Below are 20,018 nucleotides of genomic sequence, written 5' to 3'. Positions count from 1 at the left end.
ACCTGCCAGCCGCCACATCGCCCGCGTGAACGCGACCGTCCACCAGCTTCGGCCCCCATCGTCTTCGGGCACCCCCCACAGCCAGCCGTCGCTCGAGCCGATGGTGCAGCTGGTCGCCGGCGACCTCAACGCGGTCAATGCGGTGATCCTGGGCCGGATGCAGTCCGAAATCCCGCTCATCCCGGAGCTCGCAGGGCACCTGATCGCCGGCGGCGGCAAGCGGATGCGGCCGATGCTGACGCTCGCCAGCGCGCGGCTGATCGGCTATACTGGCACCCGCCACCATCGGCTGGCGGCGTCGGTCGAGTTCATCCACACCGCGACGCTGCTCCACGACGACGTCGTCGACGGCTCCGACCTGCGTCGGGGCAAGCGCACCGCCAATCTGATCTGGGGCAATCCCGCCAGCGTGCTGGTCGGCGATTTCCTGTTCTCCCGCGCCTTCGAGTTGATGGTGGAGGACGGCAGCCTGAAGGTACTGAAAATCCTGTCAAACGCATCCGCGGTGATCGCGGAGGGCGAGGTCAACCAGCTCACCGCCGCGCGGCGCGTCGATCTGGGCGAGGACCGCTATCTCGACATCATCGGCGCCAAGACCGCCGCGCTGTTCGCCGCCGCCTGCCGCATCGCCGCCGTCGTCGCCGAGCGTCCCGAAAGCGAGGAGGGCGCGCTCGATGCGTATGGCCGCAACCTCGGCATCGCCTTTCAGCTGGTCGACGATGCGATCGACTATGTTTCGGACGCGGGCACGATGGGTAAGGACGCCGGTGACGATTTCCGTGAGGGCAAGATGACGCTCCCGGTCATCCTCGCCTATGCGCGCGGAAGTGCCGACGATCGCAAGTTCTGGAAGGACGCGGTGGAGGGCCGGCGCGCATCCGACGAGGACTTCGCCCACGCCGTATCGCTGGTCGAACGCACCCGCGCCGTCGACGACACGCTCGCCCGCGCCCGCCATTACGGCCAGCGCGCGATCGACGCGATCGGCGGGTTTGCCGACGGCCGCGCCAAGGAGGCAATGGTCGAGGCGGTCGAGTTCGCGGTGGCGCGAACTTACTGATCAGCGAACCGGGGTCAGTCGGGCGCCCGCGACCGCCCGCGCGAGCGCCGCGCCGTGATACAGGTCCAGGCACTTCAGCATTACGAACTCGCCCGGCACCGAGCCGCCATACTTCCTGGCGAGCTGCGCATCGACCAGTGTGTCGAGCCGGTTGTACACCGCGATGTCGTACTGACCCCGTTCGAGCAGCGCCGAGGCACTGGCAAAAGCGTCTTCCTGCGCCTTACCCGGCCCCAGGCCCCGGCCGACGCAGCGGGTTAGCGTCCAGTCCTTGAGCAACGCCCGCTGGCCGGCCACATCGACCTTCGCGGTCGCGCCCGGCGCGGCCGTCGCGAATAGCGCCAGTGCGCCCGCTAGCGCCCTCACGGCAGCACCCACAGGGATGCAGTGTCGGGCGTGAAGGTGCCGTTGTCGGGATCTTCCATCAGGTGGCAGCTGTCCGAACACATCCCGCCGTTCCAGAGCGTGACGTGGCCGACCGCGTTGCTCCAGCCCTTGCCGCGCACCACCAGTATGCCCTTCTTGCCGGCGAAATGCTGCGGGGTCGGCGCCGCATGGGTGGCGTCCGCCTTGCCGAAGCTGCGCTCCAGGAACTGCATCATCTCCGGTACACGGTACATGTACCACTTCTTGTCGGCGCCGCTGACCACATGATAGCCGGCGGAGGGGACCGGGACGCCAGTGTAGTTAAGAACGTAGCTCATCCGAATCGGACAAGCGTTCTGGAACGTGCCGCTGACGATGTTGTGCTCGACCTTGCCTCCGATCTTCGTGCCGACCCCCGCGACCTTGACGTTGACCTCGGCAAATTTTGCCCAGGCGGGGGCGAAAGCGGGACGTGGCATGATGACCCCTCCGATGACTATGCCAGGCTAGCCCCCGCGCAGGCCCCCCGCAATGGTCAGCAACGTCCCTCATCGCCGCGCTCGACCTGCAGCGTCGCGTGGCCGATACCGTACTTCTCGCGCAGCATCGCTTGCGCACTCCGCAGGAACGCATCGTCCGGTACGCCGCCGGGCATGACCAGATGAGCGGTCAACACCGGTTCGGTCGTCGACATCGGCCAGATATGAAGGTCGTGAACCCGCTCCACGCCCGGCAGCACGCGCAGCGCCATGCGCACCTTGTCATAGTCGAGGTCGCGCGGCACCGCCTGCAGCGCCATTTCCACGGTCTCGCGCAGCAACCCGGCGGTCTGCCAGAAGATGATGCCCGCGATGGCGAGGCTGACCAGCGGGTCGATCCAGCCGAACCCGGTCCACCAGATCAGCAGCCCCGCCACCACCACGCCCGCCGACACCGCCGCGTCGCTCAGCATGTGCAGGTAGGCGCCGCGAATGTTGACGTCGCCGTGCCGCCCGCGCGCGAACAGCCAGGCGGTGAAGCCGTTGACGGCGATCCCCACCGCCGCGACCGCCGCGATCTCCCCGCCGACCAGCGGCGCCGGCTCGCCCAGCCGCCGCGTCGCCTCCAGCACCACCGCGCCCAGCGCCACCATCAGCAGCAGCGAATTCATCATCGCGGCAAGGATGGTCGAGCTCTTGAAGCCATAGGTGAAGCGCTTGGTCGCCGGGCGCCGCGCCAGCACCGCGCCCGCCCACGCGACGCCCAGTCCGGCGACATCGGACAGATTGTGCCCCGCGTCCGCCAGCAGCGCGACCGAGCCCCACCACAGCCCCGCGCTCGCCTCGGCAATGACGTAGAGAAGGTTGAGCCCGATGCCGAACGCAAAGGCGCGATCGAACGAGGTGGGTCCGTGCGCGTGGCCATGGTCGTGCCCGTGATGATGATGACCATGACCCATCGGTGCTCATCCTAGCAGCGGCAGTGACCGGTGCCAGCCCCGCTGGTAGCGCGCGTGCGCCCATATCGCCTAAGCCACTCGCACCATGGCCGACCTGCCGATCCACTCCGTCCTGCCCGACCTGCTCCGCAGCCTGCGCGAGCGCCCAAACGCGGTGCTCGTAGCCCCACCCGGCGCAGGCAAGACCACGGCGGTCGCGCCGGCTTTGCTCCACGAGCCGTGGTGTACCGGCGAGATCCTGCTGCTCAGCCCCCGCCGCCTCGCCGCGCGTGCCGCTGCCGAGCGGATGGCGCAGCAGCTGGGCGAACCAGTCGGCGCGACCATCGGCTATGCCACCCGCATGGACAGTCGCCGCTCGGCCGCGACGCGGCTGACGGTGTTGACCGAGGGCATCTTCGTCGCCCGCATCCAGGCGGACCCGGAGCTTGCGGGCGTCTCAGCGGTGCTGTTCGACGAGGTTCACGAGCGCAGCCTCGACGGCGACTTCGGCCTGGCGCTGGCCCTGGACGCGCAGGACGGCCTTCGGCCGGACCTGCGGCTCGTCGCCATGTCCGCGACGCTCGATGGCACACGGTTCTCGGCATTGATGGAAGATGCCCCGGTGATTGAGAGCGCCGGCCGGGGCTATTCGCTCGCCTACCGTTACATCGGCCGATCCGGCGACCAGCGGATCGAGGATGCGGTCGCCGCCGCTTGCCGCCGCGCGCTCGCCGAGGAAGAGGGCGGGGTGCTCGCCTTTCTGCCCGGCGTCGCCGAGATCGAGCGCACTGCCCAGATACTTGGCGAGCGGCTGGATCGCTTGCCAGACGACGTGGTCCTCCACCGGCTCCACGGCCAGCTCGACCCAGCCGAGCAACGCGCCGCGATCCGTGTCGAACCGGACGGCCGTCGCAAGCTGGTGCTGGCAACGAGCATCGCGGAAACCAGCCTGACGCTCGACGGCATCCGGATCGTCGTCGACTCCGGCCTGGCACGCCGCCCGCGCTATGATCGCGGCGCGGGGATGACCCGGCTGGTGACCGAACGCGCCAGCCGCGCCGCCGCCGACCAGCGCGCTGGCCGCGCCGGGCGCCAGGCGCCGGGGGTCGCGTACCGGCTGTGGGAGGAGGCCGCGACCGCCGGCCTGCCACCGTTCGATCCGCCCGAGATCGCCGACGCGGACCTGTCGGCGCTGGTGCTGGCCTGCGCAATCTGGGGCGTCGCCGACCCGCGCAGTTTGCGCTGGCTCGACGCGCCCACCGCCGCCGCAGTCTCCGAGGCGACCGAACGCCTGCGCACGCTCGACGCACTCGACGCCGACGGCCGCCCGACCCCGCACGGCCGCGCCATCGCCGGGCTGCCGATGCCGCCGCGGCTCGCGCACATGCTGCTGATCGCGGGCGCGCGCGGCTTGGCCGGTGTCGCGGCGGAGGCGGCGGTGCTGCTCTCCGAACGCGGCCTCGGCGGCACCGACCCCGACCTGGAGGTGCGCCTCCGCCGCTGGCGGAGCGAACGGGGCGGCAAGGCTGACGCCGCAAGGAAGCTGGCGAAGCGGTGGGCCGCCAGCATCCCCCTCCCGCTTGCGGGAGGGGCTAGGGGAGGGGATGTGACGGCAGGACCCGCTCCCGCGGGCGAGAGCGGAGAGGCACTCGCCACCTGCATCGCGCTCGCTTTTCCCGATCGCGTCGCCCGCCGTCGCGACGCCACCGGCGAGCATTGGGCATCCACCGGCGGTCGCGGCTTCCGCCTCGACCCAGCTTCGTCGCTCGCCCGCGCCGAATGGCTGGCGGTCGCAGAGACCCAAGGCGCCGCGAGCGGCGCCCGCATCCTCGCCGCCACGCGGATCGACCTCGCCACCGTCGAACGCCTGTTCGCCGATGGCATCGCTACGCGGCGAACCGTGATCTTCGATCCCGCCACAGGTGCGGTGGAGGCCCGCCGCGAGCGGGTGCTCGGCAGGCTGCGCCTTTCCGCCGGTCCGGACGCGGATGCCGAGCCGCAAGCCGTTACCGCGGCACTGCTCGGGGGCGTGCGCGAACATGGCCTGGCGCTGCTGCCGTGGAGGGACGCCGCCCAGTCACTCCGCGCCCGCGCCGCATTCGCCGGCGCGCCGCTCAATGACGCAGCGCTGCTCACACGGCTCGACGAGTGGCTACCGCCGCTCCTCGCCGGCAAGCGCCGCCTCGATCAGGTCACCGGCCTCACCGATGCGCTGCGCAACCTGATCGGCTGGACCGACCTGCAGCGCATCGACCGCCTCGCCCCCGCCGAGTTCACCAGCCCCGCCGGCTCCACCCACGCGATCGACTATGCGGCCGAAGGCGGCCCGCGCGTGACGCTCCGCGTCCAGGCACTGTTCGGCCTCGCCGAGCACCCGGTGGTGGGGGAGGGCAGGGTGCCGCTCGTCCTCAGCCTGACCTCACCCGCCGGCCGCCCGATCCAGACCACCCGCGACCTGCCCGGCTTCTGGGCAGGCAGCTGGGCCGCGCTCGCGAAGGAGATGCGCGGCCGCTATCCCAAGCACCCCTGGCCCGACGATCCGGCGGCCGCGGCCGCGACGCTGCGCACCAAAAAGGCAGATGCGCGTTCTGCCGGGCAACGGTAAGGACACGAACATGGCTCACGCGCGCATCCTCCAACGCATCAAGAACACCATGCAGTCGGGCAAGGCCCGCGCCGGCGTCTGGCTGGTCGAGTTCGCGTCGGACGACCCGCAGCGCGCCGATCCGCTGACCGGCTGGGCGGGCGGGCAGGAGACGCAGGCGCAGGTGGTGGGGCTGACCTTCCCGACCGTCGAGGCGGCGATCGATTATTGCGAGCGTCAGGGCCACAGCTACTCGGTCGTGCCGGCGCAGAATGCGAGCCTCAAGCTCCAGGCCTACGCCGACAATTTCCGCTGAGCCTCAGCTCAGTCCAGCGCCCAGCACCAGCAACAGCTTGGCATCGATGCCCAGGCCCGCGCGGCGCTTAGCCGCGACGAACGCCGCCACCTCGCTCAGCACCATGCGGTGGACGACGATCCCCGCCTCCGGCTCGCCGACCAGAGTCAGCCCGGTCGCGCGCACCAGCGTGAAGCTTTCCGATGTCAGCCCGGGCGAGGAATAGAAGCTGCCCATCTCCACGACCGTCGCGGCGCGGTAGCCGGTCTCCTCCTCCAGCTCCCGCGCGCCGGCTGCGATCGCGCTTTCCGGTCCGCCCTCGTCGCCGATTAATCCGGCGGGCAGCTCCAGGCAGACGCGGCCGGCCGGAATGCGATGCTGCTCGATCAGCAGCAGGTGGTCGTCATCAATGGCGGCGATCACCACCGCGCCGTCCGAGCCCGTGCGCGCCACATACTCCCACCGGCCGTCCTGCACGACCGACAGGAACTTGCCCGCCCAGACCGTCTCGGCCGTCACGGTTCGATCAACCGGTCGGGCAGTTCGTTGACGTCGTTCTCGCCGCGCGGGAAATGCTCCGCCAGCACCGCACCGACCTGTGCGATCGCCGCGACCAGCCCGTCTCCCGCGCGGCCGTCACGCACCGGACCGAGCAGCGCCGCCATCGCCTCGCCCCAGACATCCTCGGGGACCTTGTCGTGGATCGCCGCGTCCGCGATGATCTCCGCGCGGTGTTCGGCGAGCGACAGGTAGATCAGCACCCCCGTCCGCCCCCGCGTCCGCCGCTCGGCCCCGACCCGGAACAGCGCCAGTGCCTGCCGCCGCACCCGCCGCGTCTTGGTCGCGCCGGGCGTCATCGCCATGCGCAGCGGCTGCCAGGTGAACAGCAGCCGGAAGAGCAGGAACACGAGCACGCTGCCGACCAGCGCGACCAGCAACGGCGCGCCCGCCGGCTGCGGCGACCAGCTCTCCACCAGCCCCTCCCAGATGCGCGGCGCCAGCTCGGGTCGCCACGCCAGCACGGCCGGAACGCCCAGCATCGCCAGCACCGCCCAATGCAGCGCCGCATCGTGATAGCTGTCGGACTTCTCCGCCACCGCCGTGACGATCTCCCCCGCCGTATGACGCTCCGCCTCCATCACCGCCACAGTGACGCGGGCGTGGTCGGCTTCGGAGATCACCATGACCCCGACGCCCCACCGCCCCCAAAGGAGCCGCCGCCGCCGCCGCCGGAGAAGCCGCCGCCGCCCCAGCCTCCGCTCGAGCCGCCGCCACCCCAGCCGGAACCGCCGCCCCAGCCGCCGCCACGGCTCGAGCCCATCGCGTTGCCGAGACCCCAGAGCACGATCGGCAGGTTGCCGCCGCCGCCGCTCCACCGCCGCCCGCGCCGCCGTCCACCGCCGCGCAGCATCGGCAGGATGACGAACAGGAAGACCACACCCCAGAAGATCGCGCCCAGCGGCAGCCCGCCGCCGCCGCCGCCGCCCGTGCGCTCGCGCTGGTGGGTGCGGTTGAACTCGGCCACCGCCGCGTCGAGCTCGGCCTTCGCCTCCTCCGGCGCGGCGCGAAGCTGGGCGACCAGCGCGTCCGTGCCCGCCGTCATCGCGCCGGGCACGTCTCCGCTCCGCAATAGCGGCATCATTCGGTCGCGGATGACGCGGCCGGCGAAGATGTCGGTCAGCACCGGCTCCAGGCCATAGCCGACCTCGATGCGGGGCCCGCGACGGCCGGCGGGCTCGTTGGGCGCGATGAACAGGATCGCGCCATTGTCGACATCGCGCAGGCCCACACCCCAGTAGCGTCCGAGCTTCAGGCCATAGTCCGCCAGCTCCTGCCCTTGCAGGTCCGGGATCGTCGCCACCACCAGCTGCCGCTTGGTGTCACGCTGCAGCGCCTGCAGCTTGGCGGTCAGGTCCGCCTCCGTCGCCGGCGGCAGCACGTTCGCCGCGTCGACTACCAAGCCCGTGAACGGCGGGAAGGTCTGTGCGGCGGCCGGACTCGCCAGCAGCAGCAACCCCGGCGCGAACAGGCGCACGAGGATCAGCTCGCGTTGCCAAAATTGACCGGCGGCGCGGTCTCCGCTCCCGGTGTAACCGCCTGGAACGGCACCATCGGCTTGGCGCCGTGGATCACCTTGGCCCCGATCGCGTCGGGAAAGGTGCGGATGCGAGTGTTATAGGCCTGCACCGCCTCGTTATAGTCGCTACGCGCGTTGGTGATCCGATTCTCGGTTCCCTCCAGCGAGACGAGCAGGTCCTGATAGCCCTGCTGGCTCTTCAGCTCCGGATATGCCTCCTGCAACCGCTGCAGCGACAGCCCGACGGTGCCCTGCACCTGCGCGTAACGCTGCACCTTGGCCGGATCAGTCAGGTCGGCACCGGTCAGCTGCACGGTGTTGGCGGCGGCGCGGGCTTGCGTGACTTCGACTAGGATCGCCTTTTCCTGCGCGCCCGCCGCCTTGACGGTGGAGACCAGGTTGGGGATCAGGTCGGCGCGACGCTGATACTGGTTCTGCACATTGGCCCATTTCGCCTTGGCATTCTCCTCGGCGGTGGGGACGCTGTTGATCCCACAGGCGGCGAGCGGGACGACGAGCGCGAGCGGCACGAAACGGGTCAGCATGGGCATCCTCCTGTTGGCGTGGCGTATAAGCGAGCCCGCCCGGTTGGCGAAAGTGCAATCGGGCCCTAGCTTCCCGCGGACTGGGAGGGGACGATGATGCTCAAGGAGTTCAAGGCGTTCGTGATGCGCGGCAACGTGCTCGATCTCGCCGTCGCCGTCATCATCGGCGCCGCGTTCGGGAAGATCGTGTCGTCACTGACCGACGACATCCTGATGCCGATCATCGGCCGCATCTTCGGCGGCCTCGATTTCTCCAGCTACTTCATCCGGTTGGGTGCGATCCCGGCAGGCTATGCCGGTTCGGCGACCGACTATCTTGCGCTCAAGAAGGCCGGCGTGCCGCTGCTCGGCTATGGCGCCTTCCTGACCCAGGCGGTCAATTTCCTGATCGTCGCGGGCATCATCTTCCTGCTGCTGCGCGCCGTCACCCGCGCCACCGCGCTGCTCGAGCGCGACACCGTCCCGGTCACTCCCGCCCCGGAGCCAGTCGAGATCGGGCTGCTGCGCGAGATCAGGGATGAGTTGCGGGCGCGTTCTGGCGGGTAACCTCAAGGCCGGTGCGGCCATCGGCGCGAGCGGATCGAGTCACGCAACCGCCAGTTCCTCCGCCGCCGCGTCCGCCAGGCTCGTCCCGTCCAGGATGCGCGCGGTCTCGTCGCGGACGCGCATCATCGCATGGCGGATCGCGCAATCGGCCTCCGACACGCAGTCGCCGCACGGGCGGTAGGCGGTACGGCTGACGCAGGGTACCAGCGCCAACGGCCCCTCGATCACGCGGATGATGTCGCCGAGCGAGATCAGGTGACGCGGACGGGACAGGCAGTATCCGCCCATCTTGCCACGGTGCGAGTGCAGCAGCCCGGCCTCGCGCAGATCGGCCAGGATCAGCTCCAGGAACTTGCGCGGCACATTGGCGGCGATCGCGATGCGGGTCATGGGGATCGGCGCGCTGCCGGCCGGTGCTTCGGCCAGGAACAGCATCGCGCGCATGGCGTAGCGAGAGCGTTGGGTGAGCATACTACCGGGCCGGTAGTGGGAGTTTGTGGCGCGCGAAAGGCGGGGTTTGCAAGAACTTGGGCGAGCGACTATATCGGTCGGGCCGGGTTCGCCCGGCTATGGCGATAAACGACCGTGTATAATAGGCGCAGCGGACCCGGGGGCAGTACCCGGCGGCTCCACCATAAACCGCCCCCAAACTCTTTTAGAGTGGCAGGGACGGGTTCTGATGGGGCCGAACCAGGATCGACGTGTGTTGAACGGCGCGGACTTTCGCTCGGGATGGGACCACCGTGACGGCCTAAACCATAAGTGCCAACGATAACGAAGCACTCGCGATCGCGGCGTAACTGACGGCCTCACGGCCTGAAGTTATTCCAAGTTAGCGCGGTCGGACCCCACCGGGCAACAGAAGGGGATTCCAGCGGTCAGGGGACGCCGGGCAACAGAAGTCCCCACCGCGCCGCGCCGCAGCCGGCCACGCCCGGCTGACTTGCGCAAGCGCGGCCGGCGGGAAGCGAAGCGCTCCCGTCCGACGTCACGACGCCTCTGCTTTTTCACCGCTTCCCCGGCGAACGCCGGGGCCCAGGCTCGGCGCATTCAAACGTCGGGCATCGCCGCTCCCAGCCCGCGACTGGACCCCGGCCTTCGCCGGGGAGGAACTCAAGCCGGGCTCATTCCTCCATCTCCTCCCGCACCACCCACGTCTCGTTCTGCACGATCACCGACCGGAACGGCCGTCCCCGCGCGTCCTGCGCCGGACGATAGCGGAAGCGCTGCACGATCAGCCGGCAGGTGGTGTCGTCGAGCAGGCGGCTGCCGCTCGAGCGTGTCACCTCGCAAGACGGCACGCGGCCATCGACCTCCACGACGAAGCGCACACCCACCGTCCCGCCGACACCCTCCTCGCCGGCGGCGAGCGGGTAATCGGAGTCGCGGATGCGGCCGCCGACACGCCGCGGCGGCACGTCGCCTGCACCATCGCCGTCGCCGGAGCCGCCCGCGCCGAAACCATCGCCCTCGCCACCGGCGCCCGTGCCCGGGCCCGGCACGTCCGCCGCGCCTGCGCTCGCCTGCGTACCCGGCCCCGCCACCGGCGCGACCACCACCGGCGGCGGAGGCAGCGGCATCGTCACCACCGGCTCGGGAGCAACGATCTCGGTCGGCTTGGCGCGGAAGTTGGGCGGCGCCGCTTCGCCCGCCGGGCGGAAGTTGCGCACCGGTTTCGGCGGGTCCTTCTCGGGTGGCGGGGGAGGGGGCCGGGTGACGCCGAACAGCTTCAGTCCCTCCGAGACGGCGCCGCCCCGCGCCACCGACAGCCCGACCAGCAAGGCCCAAAGCAACAGTGCCACCAGCCCGGCCGAGACGAGCGCGGACACCATGCGATCGCCTTTGTTCAGTCGCGCGGTCATTGGCCACGCCTAACGCATGGCGGCTTAACGAGGGCTGCTAATGGGCTGCCGCGCCGCGCCCGCCATCGGCCGAAGCGGCGCGCAGCACCCGCGACAGCTGCTCGACCGAGTAGGGCTTGTGCAGCAACTCAAAGCCATGGGAGCCGTTCAAGGCCAGCACCTGGCTATAGCCGCTGGTCAGCACCACCGGCACACCCGGGAACCGTCGCCGCACCTCGTGGCCGAGTTCAATTCCGTTCATCCCCGGCATGACGACATCGGAAAAGACGATGTGGAACCGCGTACGGTCGCGCTCCAGTTCCGCCAGCGCGCGCTCGGCGTCGGTGGCGTGGACGCTGTCATAGCCGAGCTCGCGCAGCGCCTGCGTCGCGAAAGCGCCGACTTGCTCATTGTCCTCGACCAGCAGCACGCAAAGGCCACCGCCATCGGCGAGGGCGGGCGGCGCGGCCGCGACGGTGCGATCCTCGGTACGCGCGCGGGGCAGATAGAGAGTGAAGGTCGCGCCCTCGCCCGGGCGACTGGTGACCTGGACGTCACCGCCCGACTGCTTGGCGAAGCCGATGACCTGGCTGAGGCCGAGGCCGGTGCCGGAGCCCACCTCCTTGGTGGTAAAAAAGGGTTCGAAGATGCGGCCGACATCCTCCTCGGCGATGCCGCTGCCGGTGTCGCTGATCGTCACCGCCGCGAAATCGCCCGCTACCGAAGCATGGCCGCGGATCGCGGGAATACCGGACACCGACGCCAGCCGGATCACGAGCCGCCCTTCGCCCCCCATCGCATCGCGCGCGTTGATCGCCATGTTGACGATCGCGGTGTCGAACTGACCGCGATCGGTCACTGCCCAGACCGGCTCCGACGGCAGCTCCAGCTCCAGCTCGACACGCGAGCCGGTGAGTGTCCGCACGATGCCCGCCACGTCCTCCAGGCTCTCGCCGGCGTCGAACGGCTCGGGCGTCAGTGCCTGGCGTCGGGCGAAAGCGAGCAATTGCCCGGTCAATTTGGCGGCCCGGTCGGCGGTGGACCCGATCGCGTCGACATAACGACGCCGTTTGTCTTCGGACAGGCCGTCGCGGCGCAGCAGATCGACCGAGCCGCGGATCACGGTCAAAAGGTTGTTGAAGTCATGCGCGACACCACCGGTCAGCTGGCCGATCGCTTCCATCTTCTGCGCCTGGCGCAGCGCGTCCTGCGCTTGTTCGCGCTCGCGGGTGCGCTGCTCGACGCGCTCCTCCAGCTCGTCGGCGAGCTTGCGCAACGCCTCCTCGGCCGCCTGCTGGGCCGAGATGTCGGTGTTGGTCCCGAACCAGCGCACCACCTCACCCGCCGTGTTGCGCAGCGGCTGCACGCGCGTGAGGAAGGGGCGATAGCTGCCGTCGGCTGCGCGCAGCGGAAAGACCATCTCGAACAGTTCGCCCGTGGCGATCGCCGACGCCCATCGTTCGAGCACTTCGGGTAGCACCGCCGGATCGTGGACCGACTGCCACCCCCAGCCCGCCATCTGCTCGGGCGTCGCGGCGGTATATTCGTACCATCGCTGATTGTACCAGGTCACCGATCCGTCCGCGTCGGCGGTAAAGCACAGCGTCGGGATCGAATCGGCGAGCGTGCGGAACTGCTGCTCGCTCTCGCGCAGCATCTCCAGCCGCTCGCGCGCCTCATATTGACGCCGCCGCCCGCGCAGCGCCGCCTCGGCCAGGCTGACCAGCGTCGTGGGGTGAAAGGGCCGTTCGACGAACGTGACGTTGCCCAACAGCTTCAGGTGCCGCACCGCGCTCGGGTTCCGCTCCAGTCCGCCGCCGCGATGCGTCAGCAGCACGAAGGGAAAATCGGACCATTCCGGTTGCGCGGCCAGCCACCCGGCCACGTCGCGCACGTCGCCGCCGGCCGCCAGCGCCTCCTCGGTGACGATGGCCATGCCCGCGCCGCGGCCGAGTTCGGTGGCGAGCTCGGACAAGTCACGGCACGAGCGCGACGCCAGCCCCGCTTCCGCCAGCATGCGCGCGGCGACATCCGCGTCGCGGCCGAGCGGCGCCAGGATCAACGCCCGTTCCGATGCCTCAGTCGTCGGCAAGCTGTTCGCTCAACAGAGGATTCTGGCCGCCGCCGACATAGGAAGGCACCCCGCGCAGCACGCCCTGGAAGTCGCTCAGTGGCTCGCCCAGCGTGATCCCGTCCGCGCCGATCCGGTATTCGCGGATGGTGTTCTCATGCGCGCCCGTGCGCTTTTTGATGACGGAGATCGCGCGCAGCACCCGACCGACCGCCTCGAAAAAGCGCAGCAGCACCACGGTATCGGCCAGATAGGTGACATCCACCGGGCTCTTCATGTCGCCGACCAGACCGTGCTGTGCGACGGTGAGGAAGGTCGCTGCCCCGCGCCGGTTCAGATATTGCAGCAGCTCGTGCATGTGCAGGATGAGCGATCGCTCCTCCGGCATCGCCGCCTGATAGCCGTTGAGGCTGTCGATCACGACCGCGGTGACACCGTTCCGCTCGACCACGTCGCGCACCATTTGCGTGAACTGGCCGGGGCTCAGTTCGGCCGCGTCGACCTGGTGGATGAACAGTATGCCGTCGTCCATCATCGCCTGCAGGTCGATGCCGAGTCCCAGCGCGCGTTGGAACAGCAGCCCCAATTCCTCGTCGAACACGAAAAAGGCGGACCGCTCCCCCCGTGCGGCCGCCGCCGTCAGAAAGGTCAGCGTCAGCAGCGACTTGCCTGCACCGGCCGGTCCAAGGATCAGCGTACTCGACCCGCGCTCGACACCACCGCCGAGCAGCGCGTCGAGTTGACGTACGCCGCTGCTCAACGTCTCGCGTTTGAAGGCGACGCGGTGCTCGGCCGAGACCAGCCGCGAAAAGGCGCGGACGCCGCCATGCTCGATCACGAAGTCGTGATAGCCGCCACGGAACCGTCGCCCACGGAACTTGATGACGCGAAGGCGCCTGCGCTCCGGTCCGTATTCGGGCGCCAGCTCCTCCAGCCGGATCACCCCATGAGCCACCGAGTGCACCGTCTTGTCGAGCGTGTCGGTGGTGAGGTCGTCGAGCAGCATCACCGTCGCACCCGCCTTCGCGAAATAGTGCTTCAGCGCCAGGATCTGACGGCGATAGCGGAGCGAGCTCTGCGCCAGCAGCCGGATCTCGGACAGGCTGTCGAGGACGACACGCTCGGGCCGCAGCCGCTCGAAAGCCTCAAAGATGCTGCGCGTCGTCTCGCCGAGTTCCAAGTCGGAGGAATAGAGCAGGCTCTGCTGCTGCTCCTCGTCCAGCAGCGTCTCGGGCGGCACCAGTTCGAAGATCTCGAACCGGTCGCCGATGTCATAGCCGTGCGAGATCGCGCTCTCGCGCAGCTCCTCCTCGGTTTCGGATAGGGTGATGTACAGCCCGCGCTCACCCGCATCCGCGCCGGTCATCAGGAATTTCAGAGCCGTGGTGGTCTTGCCGGTGCCCGGACTGCCCTCGACCAGGAAGACGCGTCCTGGGGTCAGCCCGCCGCCCAGGATCTCGTCGAGCCCGGGTACCCCGGTCATCGCACGCTGCTGTTCTTTCGCCATCATCCTCGAACCCCGATATTGCCCGTCGCTGCCTCAATACGCCCTTTGGGGCAACTCGAATCAGTAGGTTACGCCGGCTTGAAGTTCGAAGGGCCGACGCGCGTCGCGGACGCAACGCGCAACGCGGTTATCAGAGCGGTAACCATCGGCGTTTAGGAGATCCACGGCATAGGGAGACCTCATGTCCGTTCCAATCCGCGCGCGATCTCCGATCCTCGTCATGCTCAGCTTCGCGCTGTTGCTGTGCTGCGGCCTCGCGGCGGCGGGCGTGCAGCGTCAGCAGAACCTGTCAAACGGCTGGGTGCTCCACACCACGGAGGTGCAGAAACGGCTAGCCAGAGTACGGATCGCGCGGCTGCGCGCGGAGGTCGCGCGCATGGAGTTCCTGCTCACCCGCGACCCCGCCGATCTCGTCGCAGCACTCACGGCCCGGCGCGATGCCACCACGCATCTGCCGCAGGTCAAGACGATGACCGCCGACAACCCGCGCCAACAGGCCAGTCTCGCCAAGCTGGACAGCGCGATGCGACGGCAGTTCGCCGAAACCGATCTGACTTTCGACCTGGTCCGCCGCGGCCGGGGCGAGGAGGCGCGGCGGATCGTCGGCGGCGCGGCCAGCCGGCGGGTGAATGTCGAGATCGCGTCATTGGTGAAGCGCATTTACGACGAGGAGACACGGCTCCTGCGCGAACGGGAACGCCGTGCAACTCGCCTAAAGGGTATCGCCCGCGGCGTCCTGGGCGCCAGCGTGGCCTTGATCCTGCTGCTGGCCGGCCTCGTCTGGCATGACCGCGTGCTCCGCTTGCGCGCGCTGCGCCAGGCCAATGACGAGCTGGCCGACGACATCCACAAGCGCGAGCTGGTCGAAGCGCAGCTGCGGCTGCTGGCGACCAATGCCACCGACGCGGTGTTCCGCATCGCCCTCGACGGCACCTTCCTCTACGCGTCGCCCTCCACCGGGCATGTGCTCCAGGTCGACCCGGCCGCCGTGGTCGGACAGCACGTCGCGTACGGCGTTCATCCGGACGACCTGCCGCTCCTCACCGATGCCCTTGAGCAGTTGCGCGACGGGAGCGTGGAACGCCTGTCGCTCACCTACCGGACCACCGGGCGCAGCGGGCCCGATCCGTGGCGATGGGTGGAGTCCAATGCCGGGCTGGTGCGCGATGCGGACGGGCGACCCGCCGAGGTGATCTCCTCGGTCCGCGACATCAGCGAGCGCAAGCAGCTGGAGATCGCGCTGAAGTCGGCACGGCGTCATGCCGAACAGGCGGTGCAGGCGAAATCGACCTTCCTCGCCAATATGAGTCACGAAATCCGTACGCCGATGAACGGCGTAATCGGCTTCACCGACTTGCTCCTCGCGGGCGATCTCGACCCCGAACAGCGCCGCCGGGCCGAGCTGATCGCCGATTCGGGGCGCGCGATGATGCGGCTGCTCAACGACATCCTCGACCTGTCGAAAGTCGAGGCCGGGCAGATGCGCATCGCCAGCGAAGCATTCGACCTGCGCCATGCGCTCAGGGCATGCGCGCGGCTGGTCATGCCCGCGGTCGCGCAGAAGGGCGTGACCCTCCAGGTCGAGATCGCGGACGCGCTGCCGCCGATGGTCTGCGGCGACGGGCTGCGCTTGCGTCAGGTCGTCCTCAACCTCCTCGGGAACGCCGCGAAGTTCACCCTTGAAGGCACGATCACGATGCGCGCAGCATCGCTCGAAACGCCTGAAGGCACGATACTGTCGATCGAGGTCGAGGACACGGGTATCGGCATTCCCGCGGGTCAGCAGGCCGCGATCTTCGACACCTTCGTCCAAGCCGAGACGGGGACCGCCGCACGTTTCGGCGGCACCGGCCTCGGCCTGCCGATCAGCCGCCGGCTGGCCGAGCTGATGGGGGGGGCGCTGGTGCTCGATGGTGGCTGCGCGTCGGGTTCATGCTTCGTGCTGACCCTGCCCCTCGTGCCCGCCGACGAGGCGGCGTGCGCCGCCGCCAGGCCCGCGCCCGCGCCGGCGGCGGTAGCCCCCGCCGCGCAAGCGCCCTCGGGTCTGCGCCGCCGCGTGCTGGTGGCGGAGGACCACGACGTCAATCAGCTGCTCATCTCCGCCATGCTGCGGCAACTCGACTGGACCGCCGATGTCGCCGCGGACGGCAGCGAGGCGATCGCCATGGTCGAGGCCGCGCGGGGGACGGGACAACCCTATGACCTCGTGCTGATGGACGTCCAGATGCCGCTCATGGACGGGCTGGAAGCGACGCGCCGGCTGCGTTCGCGCGGCGTGTCCGCGGCGGAGTTGCCGATCGTCGCGCTCACCGCCAACGCCTATGCGGACGATGTCGCGGCCTGTCTCGCGGCCGGCATGCAGGATCATCTCGCCAAGCCGGTGATGCTCGCCACGCTCGGGGCGGCGCTGCGGCAATGGGGCGAGCACCGCCCGGCGGAGGCCATGCCGGTCCAAGCGGCGGCGAAGCCGAGCGGCAGCATCCGCGACCGCTACGTCGCGCGCCGGCAGGAGACGCTGGCGGCACTCGATCAACTCGTCCGCCGCGGCGCCTTCTCGGACGCCGAGCTGAGCGACGTGTCGGGGCTGCTCCACAAGCTCGCCGGCACCGCTGCCATGTTCGAGGAGCCGGCGCTGGGCGACCTCGCGCGCGAGCTGGAGGAGGGCATCGCCGTCTGGGATGAGTCCGAGCGGGCGGCATGCATCCGCGCCGCCGTGCACGCGATGCGCGACGCCGCTTGAGGAACCACCCGTCGCATTCTGGATTGGAGACCGCATGGCGCGCATCATCATGGCGGACGACGACGAGATCGTCGGCGAACTGGCAAGGGATGCACTGATCGGCGCCGGCCATGCGGTCGGCGTGCTCGACAATGGCGCCGATGCGCTGAAGGTGATCCGCGCCCGCCGGCCCGACCTGGTCATCCTCGACTGCAACATGCCCGAGATTTCAGGTCTGCTGGTGCTGCGGCAGATGCGCGACTCGGTTGACCTTTGCGATACGCCGGTGCTGATCCTGACCGGCCGGCAGAGCACCCGCGACAGCGAGATCGCGTTCTTCGAGGGCGCCAGCGACTATATGACCAAGCCGTTCGACCCCGACGAGCTGGTGTTCCGCGTCAACGAACTGCTCGCACGAAGGGCGAGGGGAGCCGCTTCGCAGTCCTGATCACCGGGTACGGTCGTGAAAAAGGCCCGGAACCTGAGTTCCGGGCCTCCTTCTTGTCTTGCGTTTAACCGATACGATCAGTCGCGGTCGCCGGTCAGGAAGGCCGGCGCGAACTCGGGCGCGGGGCCGTTGTCGTCGCGAGCAGCGCGCTCGGGACGCGGACCACGCTCGCCGCCACCGTCACGGCGCGGGCCGCGATCGCCACGCGGACCACCGTCGCCATCGCGACGCGGACCCCGATCGCCCCGGGGACCACCGTCACCGTCACGGCGCGGACCACGATCGCCGCCGCCGCCACGCGGACCACGGTCACGACCGCCGCCGTCACGGCCACTTTCACGCGGCTCGCGCGCCGGACGGGTGTCCTCCAGTTCGGCGCCGGTCTCCTGGTCGACGACACGCATCGACAGGCGGACCTTGCCGCGCGGGTCGATCTCGAGCACCTTGACCTTCACGGCTTGGCCCTCGGACACGACATCGCCGGGCTTCTCGACTCGCTCGTTCTTCATCTCGGAGACGTGGACGAGCCCGTCCTTGCCGCCCATGAAGTTCACGAACGCGCCGAAATCGACGATGTTGACGACCTTGCCGTCATACACCTTGCCGACCTCGGCCTCCTCGACCAGCCCCTTGATCCAGGCGATCGCCGCCTCGATCTGCGCCGGATCGGACGAGCTGACCTTGATCACGCCCTCGTCGTCGATGTCGACCTTGGCGCCGGTGGTGGCGACGATCTCGCGGATCACCTTGCCGCCGGTGCCGATCACTTCGCGAATCTTGGACTTGTCGATCTGGAAGCTCTCGATCCGCGGCGCGTGAGCCGACAGCTCCTCGCGCGTATGATCGAGCGCCTTGGCCATCTCGCCCAGGATGTGCGCACGGCCCTCGTTGGCCTGCGCCAGCGCGACCCGCATGATCTCCTCGGTGATGCCGGCGATCTTGATGTCCATCTGGAGCGACGTGATGCCCTCCGACGTGCCGGCGACCTTGAAGTCCATGTCGCCCAGGTGATCCTCGTCGCCGAGGATGTCGCTCAGCACGGCGAACTTCTCGCCCTCCAGGATCAGGCCCATCGCGATGCCGCTGACCGGCCGCTTGATCGGCACGCCCGCGTCCATCAGCGACAAGGAGCCGCCGCACACCGTCGCCATCGACGAGGAGCCGTTCGACTCCGTGATGTCGGAGGTGACGCGGATCGTGTAGGGGAACTCCTCCTTGGTCGGCAGCACGGCGTGCAGCGCCCGCCAGGCGAGCTTGCCGTGGCCGATGTCGCGACGGCTCGGCGCACCGAAGCGACCGACTTCACCGACCGAATAGGGCGGGAAGTTATAGTGCAGCATGAAGTGCTGGTAGCTGAGCCCGTTCAGCCCATCGATCATCTGTTCGGCGTCGCGCGTACCCAGCGTCGTGGTGGCGATGGTCTGCGTCTCGCCACGCGTGAACAGCGCCGAGCCGTGCGCGCGCGGCAGGAAGTGTACCGTCGCGTCGATCGGACGCACCGTTTTCGTGTCGCGGCCGTCGATGCGGACGCCGTCGTTGAGGATCTGGCCGCGGACGATTTCCGCCTCGACCTTCTTCACCAGCTTCAGCGTACCCAGATACTCGGCCGGGCTCTCGTGCTTCAGCGTCTCGAACGCCTCGCGCGCCTTCGTGCGGGCGGCGTTGATCGCGGTCTGGCGCTGCTGCTTGTCGGTCAGCTTGTACGCCGCCGCCATGTCGCCGCCGATCAACTCCTTCAGCTTCGCCTTGTGGCCCGACAGGTCCGCGCCCTTGGGCAGGTCCCACGGCTCCTTGGCGGCCTGCTCGGCCAACTTGATGATCGCGTTGATGACATCCTGCGATGCCTTGTGCGCGAACATCACCGCGCCCAGCATGATGTCCTCGGACAGCTCCTTGGCTTCCGATTCCACCATCATCACCGCGTCGTGCGTGGCGGCGACGATCAGGTCGAGCTCGCCCGCCGCGACCTGCGCGTCGCTGGGGTTCAGGATGTATTCGCCATCCTGATAGCCGACGCGTGCCGCGCCGATCGGGCCCATGAAGGGCACACCCGACAAAGTCATCGCCGCCGAAGCCGCGATCATCGCCAGCAGGTCCGGCTCGTTCTCGCCGTCATAGCTCATCACCTGCGCGATGCAGTTGATCTCGTTATAGAAGCCTTCGGGGAACAGCGGCCGCAGCGGGCGGTCGATCAGGCGCGAAACCAACGTCTCGCGCTCGGTCGCGCCGCGCTCGCGCTTGAAGAAGCCGCCGGGAATGCGGCCGGACGAGGAGAACTTCTCCTGGTAATGGACGGTGAGCGGGAAGAAGTCCTGCCCTTCCTTGACCGACTTGGCGGCGGTGACAGCGCACAGCACGACGGTCTCGCCGAGCGTCGCGAGGACCGCGCCGTCGGCCTGGCGGGCGACGCGCCCGGTCTCGAGGGTCAGCGTCTGGCCGCCCCACTCGATGCTGACTTTTTTGGTATCGAACATTCTATTTCCTTCACTCCGCTCACCCAATGTGAGCGGGGCCTATCTGCGGGCTAAGCCGGCCCGCTTCG

The 20,018-nt window shown here is 69.2% G+C and carries 18 protein-coding genes and 1 other RNA gene; 7 read left to right on the top strand and 12 right to left on the bottom strand.

Annotated elements, in window-relative coordinates:
* The first annotated feature begins 25 nt into the window (after positions 1-25).
* A complete protein-coding gene (locus tag VFQ64_RS02015; protein WP_414712851.1) occupies positions 26-1,060 on the top strand; it encodes a polyprenyl synthetase family protein in 1,035 nt (344 codons plus the stop codon).
* Here VFQ64_RS02015 and VFQ64_RS02010 read toward each other — a convergent pair whose 3' ends face one another.
* Genes VFQ64_RS02010 through VFQ64_RS02000 form a run of 3 tightly spaced genes read right to left on the bottom strand, consistent with a single transcriptional unit; the run spans position 1,061 to position 2,864 of the window.
* Positions 1,061-1,426 carry a T6SS amidase immunity protein Tai4 family protein gene (locus VFQ64_RS02010; protein WP_325101623.1) on the bottom strand — a complete coding sequence of 122 codons (366 nt, stop codon included), beginning with the start codon at positions 1,424-1,426 and terminating at the stop codon, positions 1,061-1,063. It lies immediately after the preceding gene.
* Complete coding sequence (locus VFQ64_RS02005; RefSeq protein WP_325101622.1) at positions 1,423-1,905, bottom strand: type VI secretion system amidase effector protein Tae4; 483 nt, start codon at positions 1,903-1,905, stop codon at positions 1,423-1,425. The genes VFQ64_RS02010 and VFQ64_RS02005 overlap by 4 nt, the downstream gene beginning before the upstream one ends.
* Positions 1,906-1,961: 56 nt before the next feature.
* Positions 1,962-2,864, bottom strand: coding sequence for a cation diffusion facilitator family transporter (locus VFQ64_RS02000; RefSeq protein ID WP_325101621.1), 903 nt, complete (start codon positions 2,862-2,864; stop codon positions 1,962-1,964).
* A gap of 85 nt (positions 2,865-2,949) precedes the next feature.
* On the opposite strand from VFQ64_RS02000, the gene hrpB reads away from it, so the two are divergent.
* Together hrpB and VFQ64_RS01990 are read left to right on the top strand one after the other, a co-directional pair.
* On the top strand, positions 2,950-5,448 hold the full coding sequence (hrpB, locus tag VFQ64_RS01995) for an ATP-dependent helicase HrpB (RefSeq protein ID WP_325101620.1): 2,499 nt from the start codon (positions 2,950-2,952) through the stop codon (positions 5,446-5,448).
* Positions 5,449-5,458: 10 nt separating this feature from the next.
* Positions 5,459-5,743 (top strand): NADH dehydrogenase ubiquinone Fe-S protein 4, encoded by a 285-nt coding sequence (locus VFQ64_RS01990; protein ID WP_325101619.1) that lies wholly within the window; start codon positions 5,459-5,461, stop codon positions 5,741-5,743.
* Between the two features lie 3 nt (positions 5,744-5,746).
* Here the strand turns inward: VFQ64_RS01990 and VFQ64_RS01985 are convergent, their stop codons facing one another.
* From VFQ64_RS01985 to VFQ64_RS01970, 4 genes are read right to left on the bottom strand one after another with little or no spacing between them, the layout of a single operon-like run.
* Entirely contained in the window at positions 5,747-6,241 is a 495-nt protein-coding gene (locus VFQ64_RS01985; RefSeq protein WP_325101618.1) for an NUDIX hydrolase, read from the bottom strand.
* Positions 6,238-6,906: a TPM domain-containing protein gene (locus VFQ64_RS01980; RefSeq protein WP_325101617.1), complete on the bottom strand. Its 669-nt coding sequence runs from the start codon at positions 6,904-6,906 to the stop codon at positions 6,238-6,240. Before VFQ64_RS01980 ends, VFQ64_RS01985 begins: the two co-directional genes overlap by 4 nt.
* Complete coding sequence (locus VFQ64_RS01975; protein ID WP_325101616.1) at positions 6,900-7,757, bottom strand: TPM domain-containing protein; 858 nt, start codon at positions 7,755-7,757, stop codon at positions 6,900-6,902. The genes VFQ64_RS01980 and VFQ64_RS01975 overlap by 7 nt, the downstream gene beginning before the upstream one ends.
* 5 nt (positions 7,758-7,762) lie before the next feature.
* Positions 7,763-8,350 (bottom strand): LemA family protein, encoded by a 588-nt coding sequence (locus tag VFQ64_RS01970; protein WP_325101615.1) that lies wholly within the window; start codon positions 8,348-8,350, stop codon positions 7,763-7,765.
* Between the two features lie 90 nt (positions 8,351-8,440).
* On the opposite strand from VFQ64_RS01970, the gene mscL reads away from it, so the two are divergent.
* A complete protein-coding gene (gene mscL / locus VFQ64_RS01965) occupies positions 8,441-8,890 on the top strand; it encodes a large conductance mechanosensitive channel protein MscL (protein ID WP_325101668.1) in 450 nt (149 codons plus the stop codon).
* A 39-nt stretch (positions 8,891-8,929) separates the two neighbouring features.
* Here mscL and VFQ64_RS01960 read toward each other — a convergent pair whose 3' ends face one another.
* A complete protein-coding gene (locus VFQ64_RS01960) occupies positions 8,930-9,361 on the bottom strand; it encodes an Rrf2 family transcriptional regulator (protein ID WP_325101614.1) in 432 nt (143 codons plus the stop codon).
* A 42-nt stretch (positions 9,362-9,403) separates the two neighbouring features.
* Between VFQ64_RS01960 and ssrA the strand changes: the two genes are divergently transcribed.
* Positions 9,404-9,764, top strand: a transfer-messenger RNA (tmRNA) gene (gene ssrA, locus VFQ64_RS01955).
* Between the two features lie 250 nt (positions 9,765-10,014).
* Here ssrA and VFQ64_RS01950 read toward each other — a convergent pair.
* The 3 genes from VFQ64_RS01950 to VFQ64_RS01940 all read right to left on the bottom strand — a co-directional run bounded on the left by VFQ64_RS01950 (position 10,015) and on the right by VFQ64_RS01940 (position 14,285).
* A complete protein-coding gene (locus tag VFQ64_RS01950) occupies positions 10,015-10,722 on the bottom strand; it encodes a TonB family protein (protein ID WP_325101613.1) in 708 nt (235 codons plus the stop codon).
* Positions 10,723-10,789: 67 nt separating this feature from the next.
* Complete coding sequence (locus tag VFQ64_RS01945) at positions 10,790-12,823, bottom strand: hybrid sensor histidine kinase/response regulator (RefSeq protein WP_325101612.1); 2,034 nt, start codon at positions 12,821-12,823, stop codon at positions 10,790-10,792.
* Positions 12,810-14,285 (bottom strand): ATPase domain-containing protein, encoded by a 1,476-nt coding sequence (locus VFQ64_RS01940; RefSeq protein ID WP_325101611.1) that lies wholly within the window; start codon positions 14,283-14,285, stop codon positions 12,810-12,812. The genes VFQ64_RS01945 and VFQ64_RS01940 overlap by 14 nt, the downstream gene beginning before the upstream one ends.
* A 205-nt stretch (positions 14,286-14,490) precedes the next feature.
* Here VFQ64_RS01940 and VFQ64_RS01935 point away from each other — a divergent pair, with 205 nt between their 5' ends.
* The gene (locus tag VFQ64_RS01935; RefSeq protein ID WP_325101610.1) at positions 14,491-17,049 is read left to right on the top strand and encodes a response regulator; all 2,559 of its coding nucleotides are present in this window, start codon (positions 14,491-14,493) and stop codon (positions 17,047-17,049) included.
* A 34-nt stretch (positions 17,050-17,083) separates the two neighbouring features.
* Positions 17,084-17,476: a response regulator transcription factor gene (locus VFQ64_RS01930; RefSeq protein WP_325101609.1), complete on the top strand. Its 393-nt coding sequence runs from the start codon at positions 17,084-17,086 to the stop codon at positions 17,474-17,476.
* A 77-nt stretch (positions 17,477-17,553) separates the two neighbouring features.
* Here VFQ64_RS01930 and pnp read toward each other — a convergent pair whose 3' ends face one another.
* Positions 17,554-19,950: a polyribonucleotide nucleotidyltransferase gene (pnp, locus tag VFQ64_RS01925; RefSeq protein ID WP_325101608.1), complete on the bottom strand. Its 2,397-nt coding sequence runs from the start codon at positions 19,948-19,950 to the stop codon at positions 17,554-17,556.
* Between the last annotated feature and the right edge of the window lie 68 nt (positions 19,951-20,018).

Origin of the sequence: Sphingomonas sp. (genome assembly GCF_035714405.1) — a bacterium.
Lineage (GTDB): Bacteria > Pseudomonadota > Alphaproteobacteria > Sphingomonadales > Sphingomonadaceae > Sphingomonas.
Note: the sequence above shows the minus strand (reverse complement) of the source record. Positions and strands in the feature narration are given on the sequence as shown.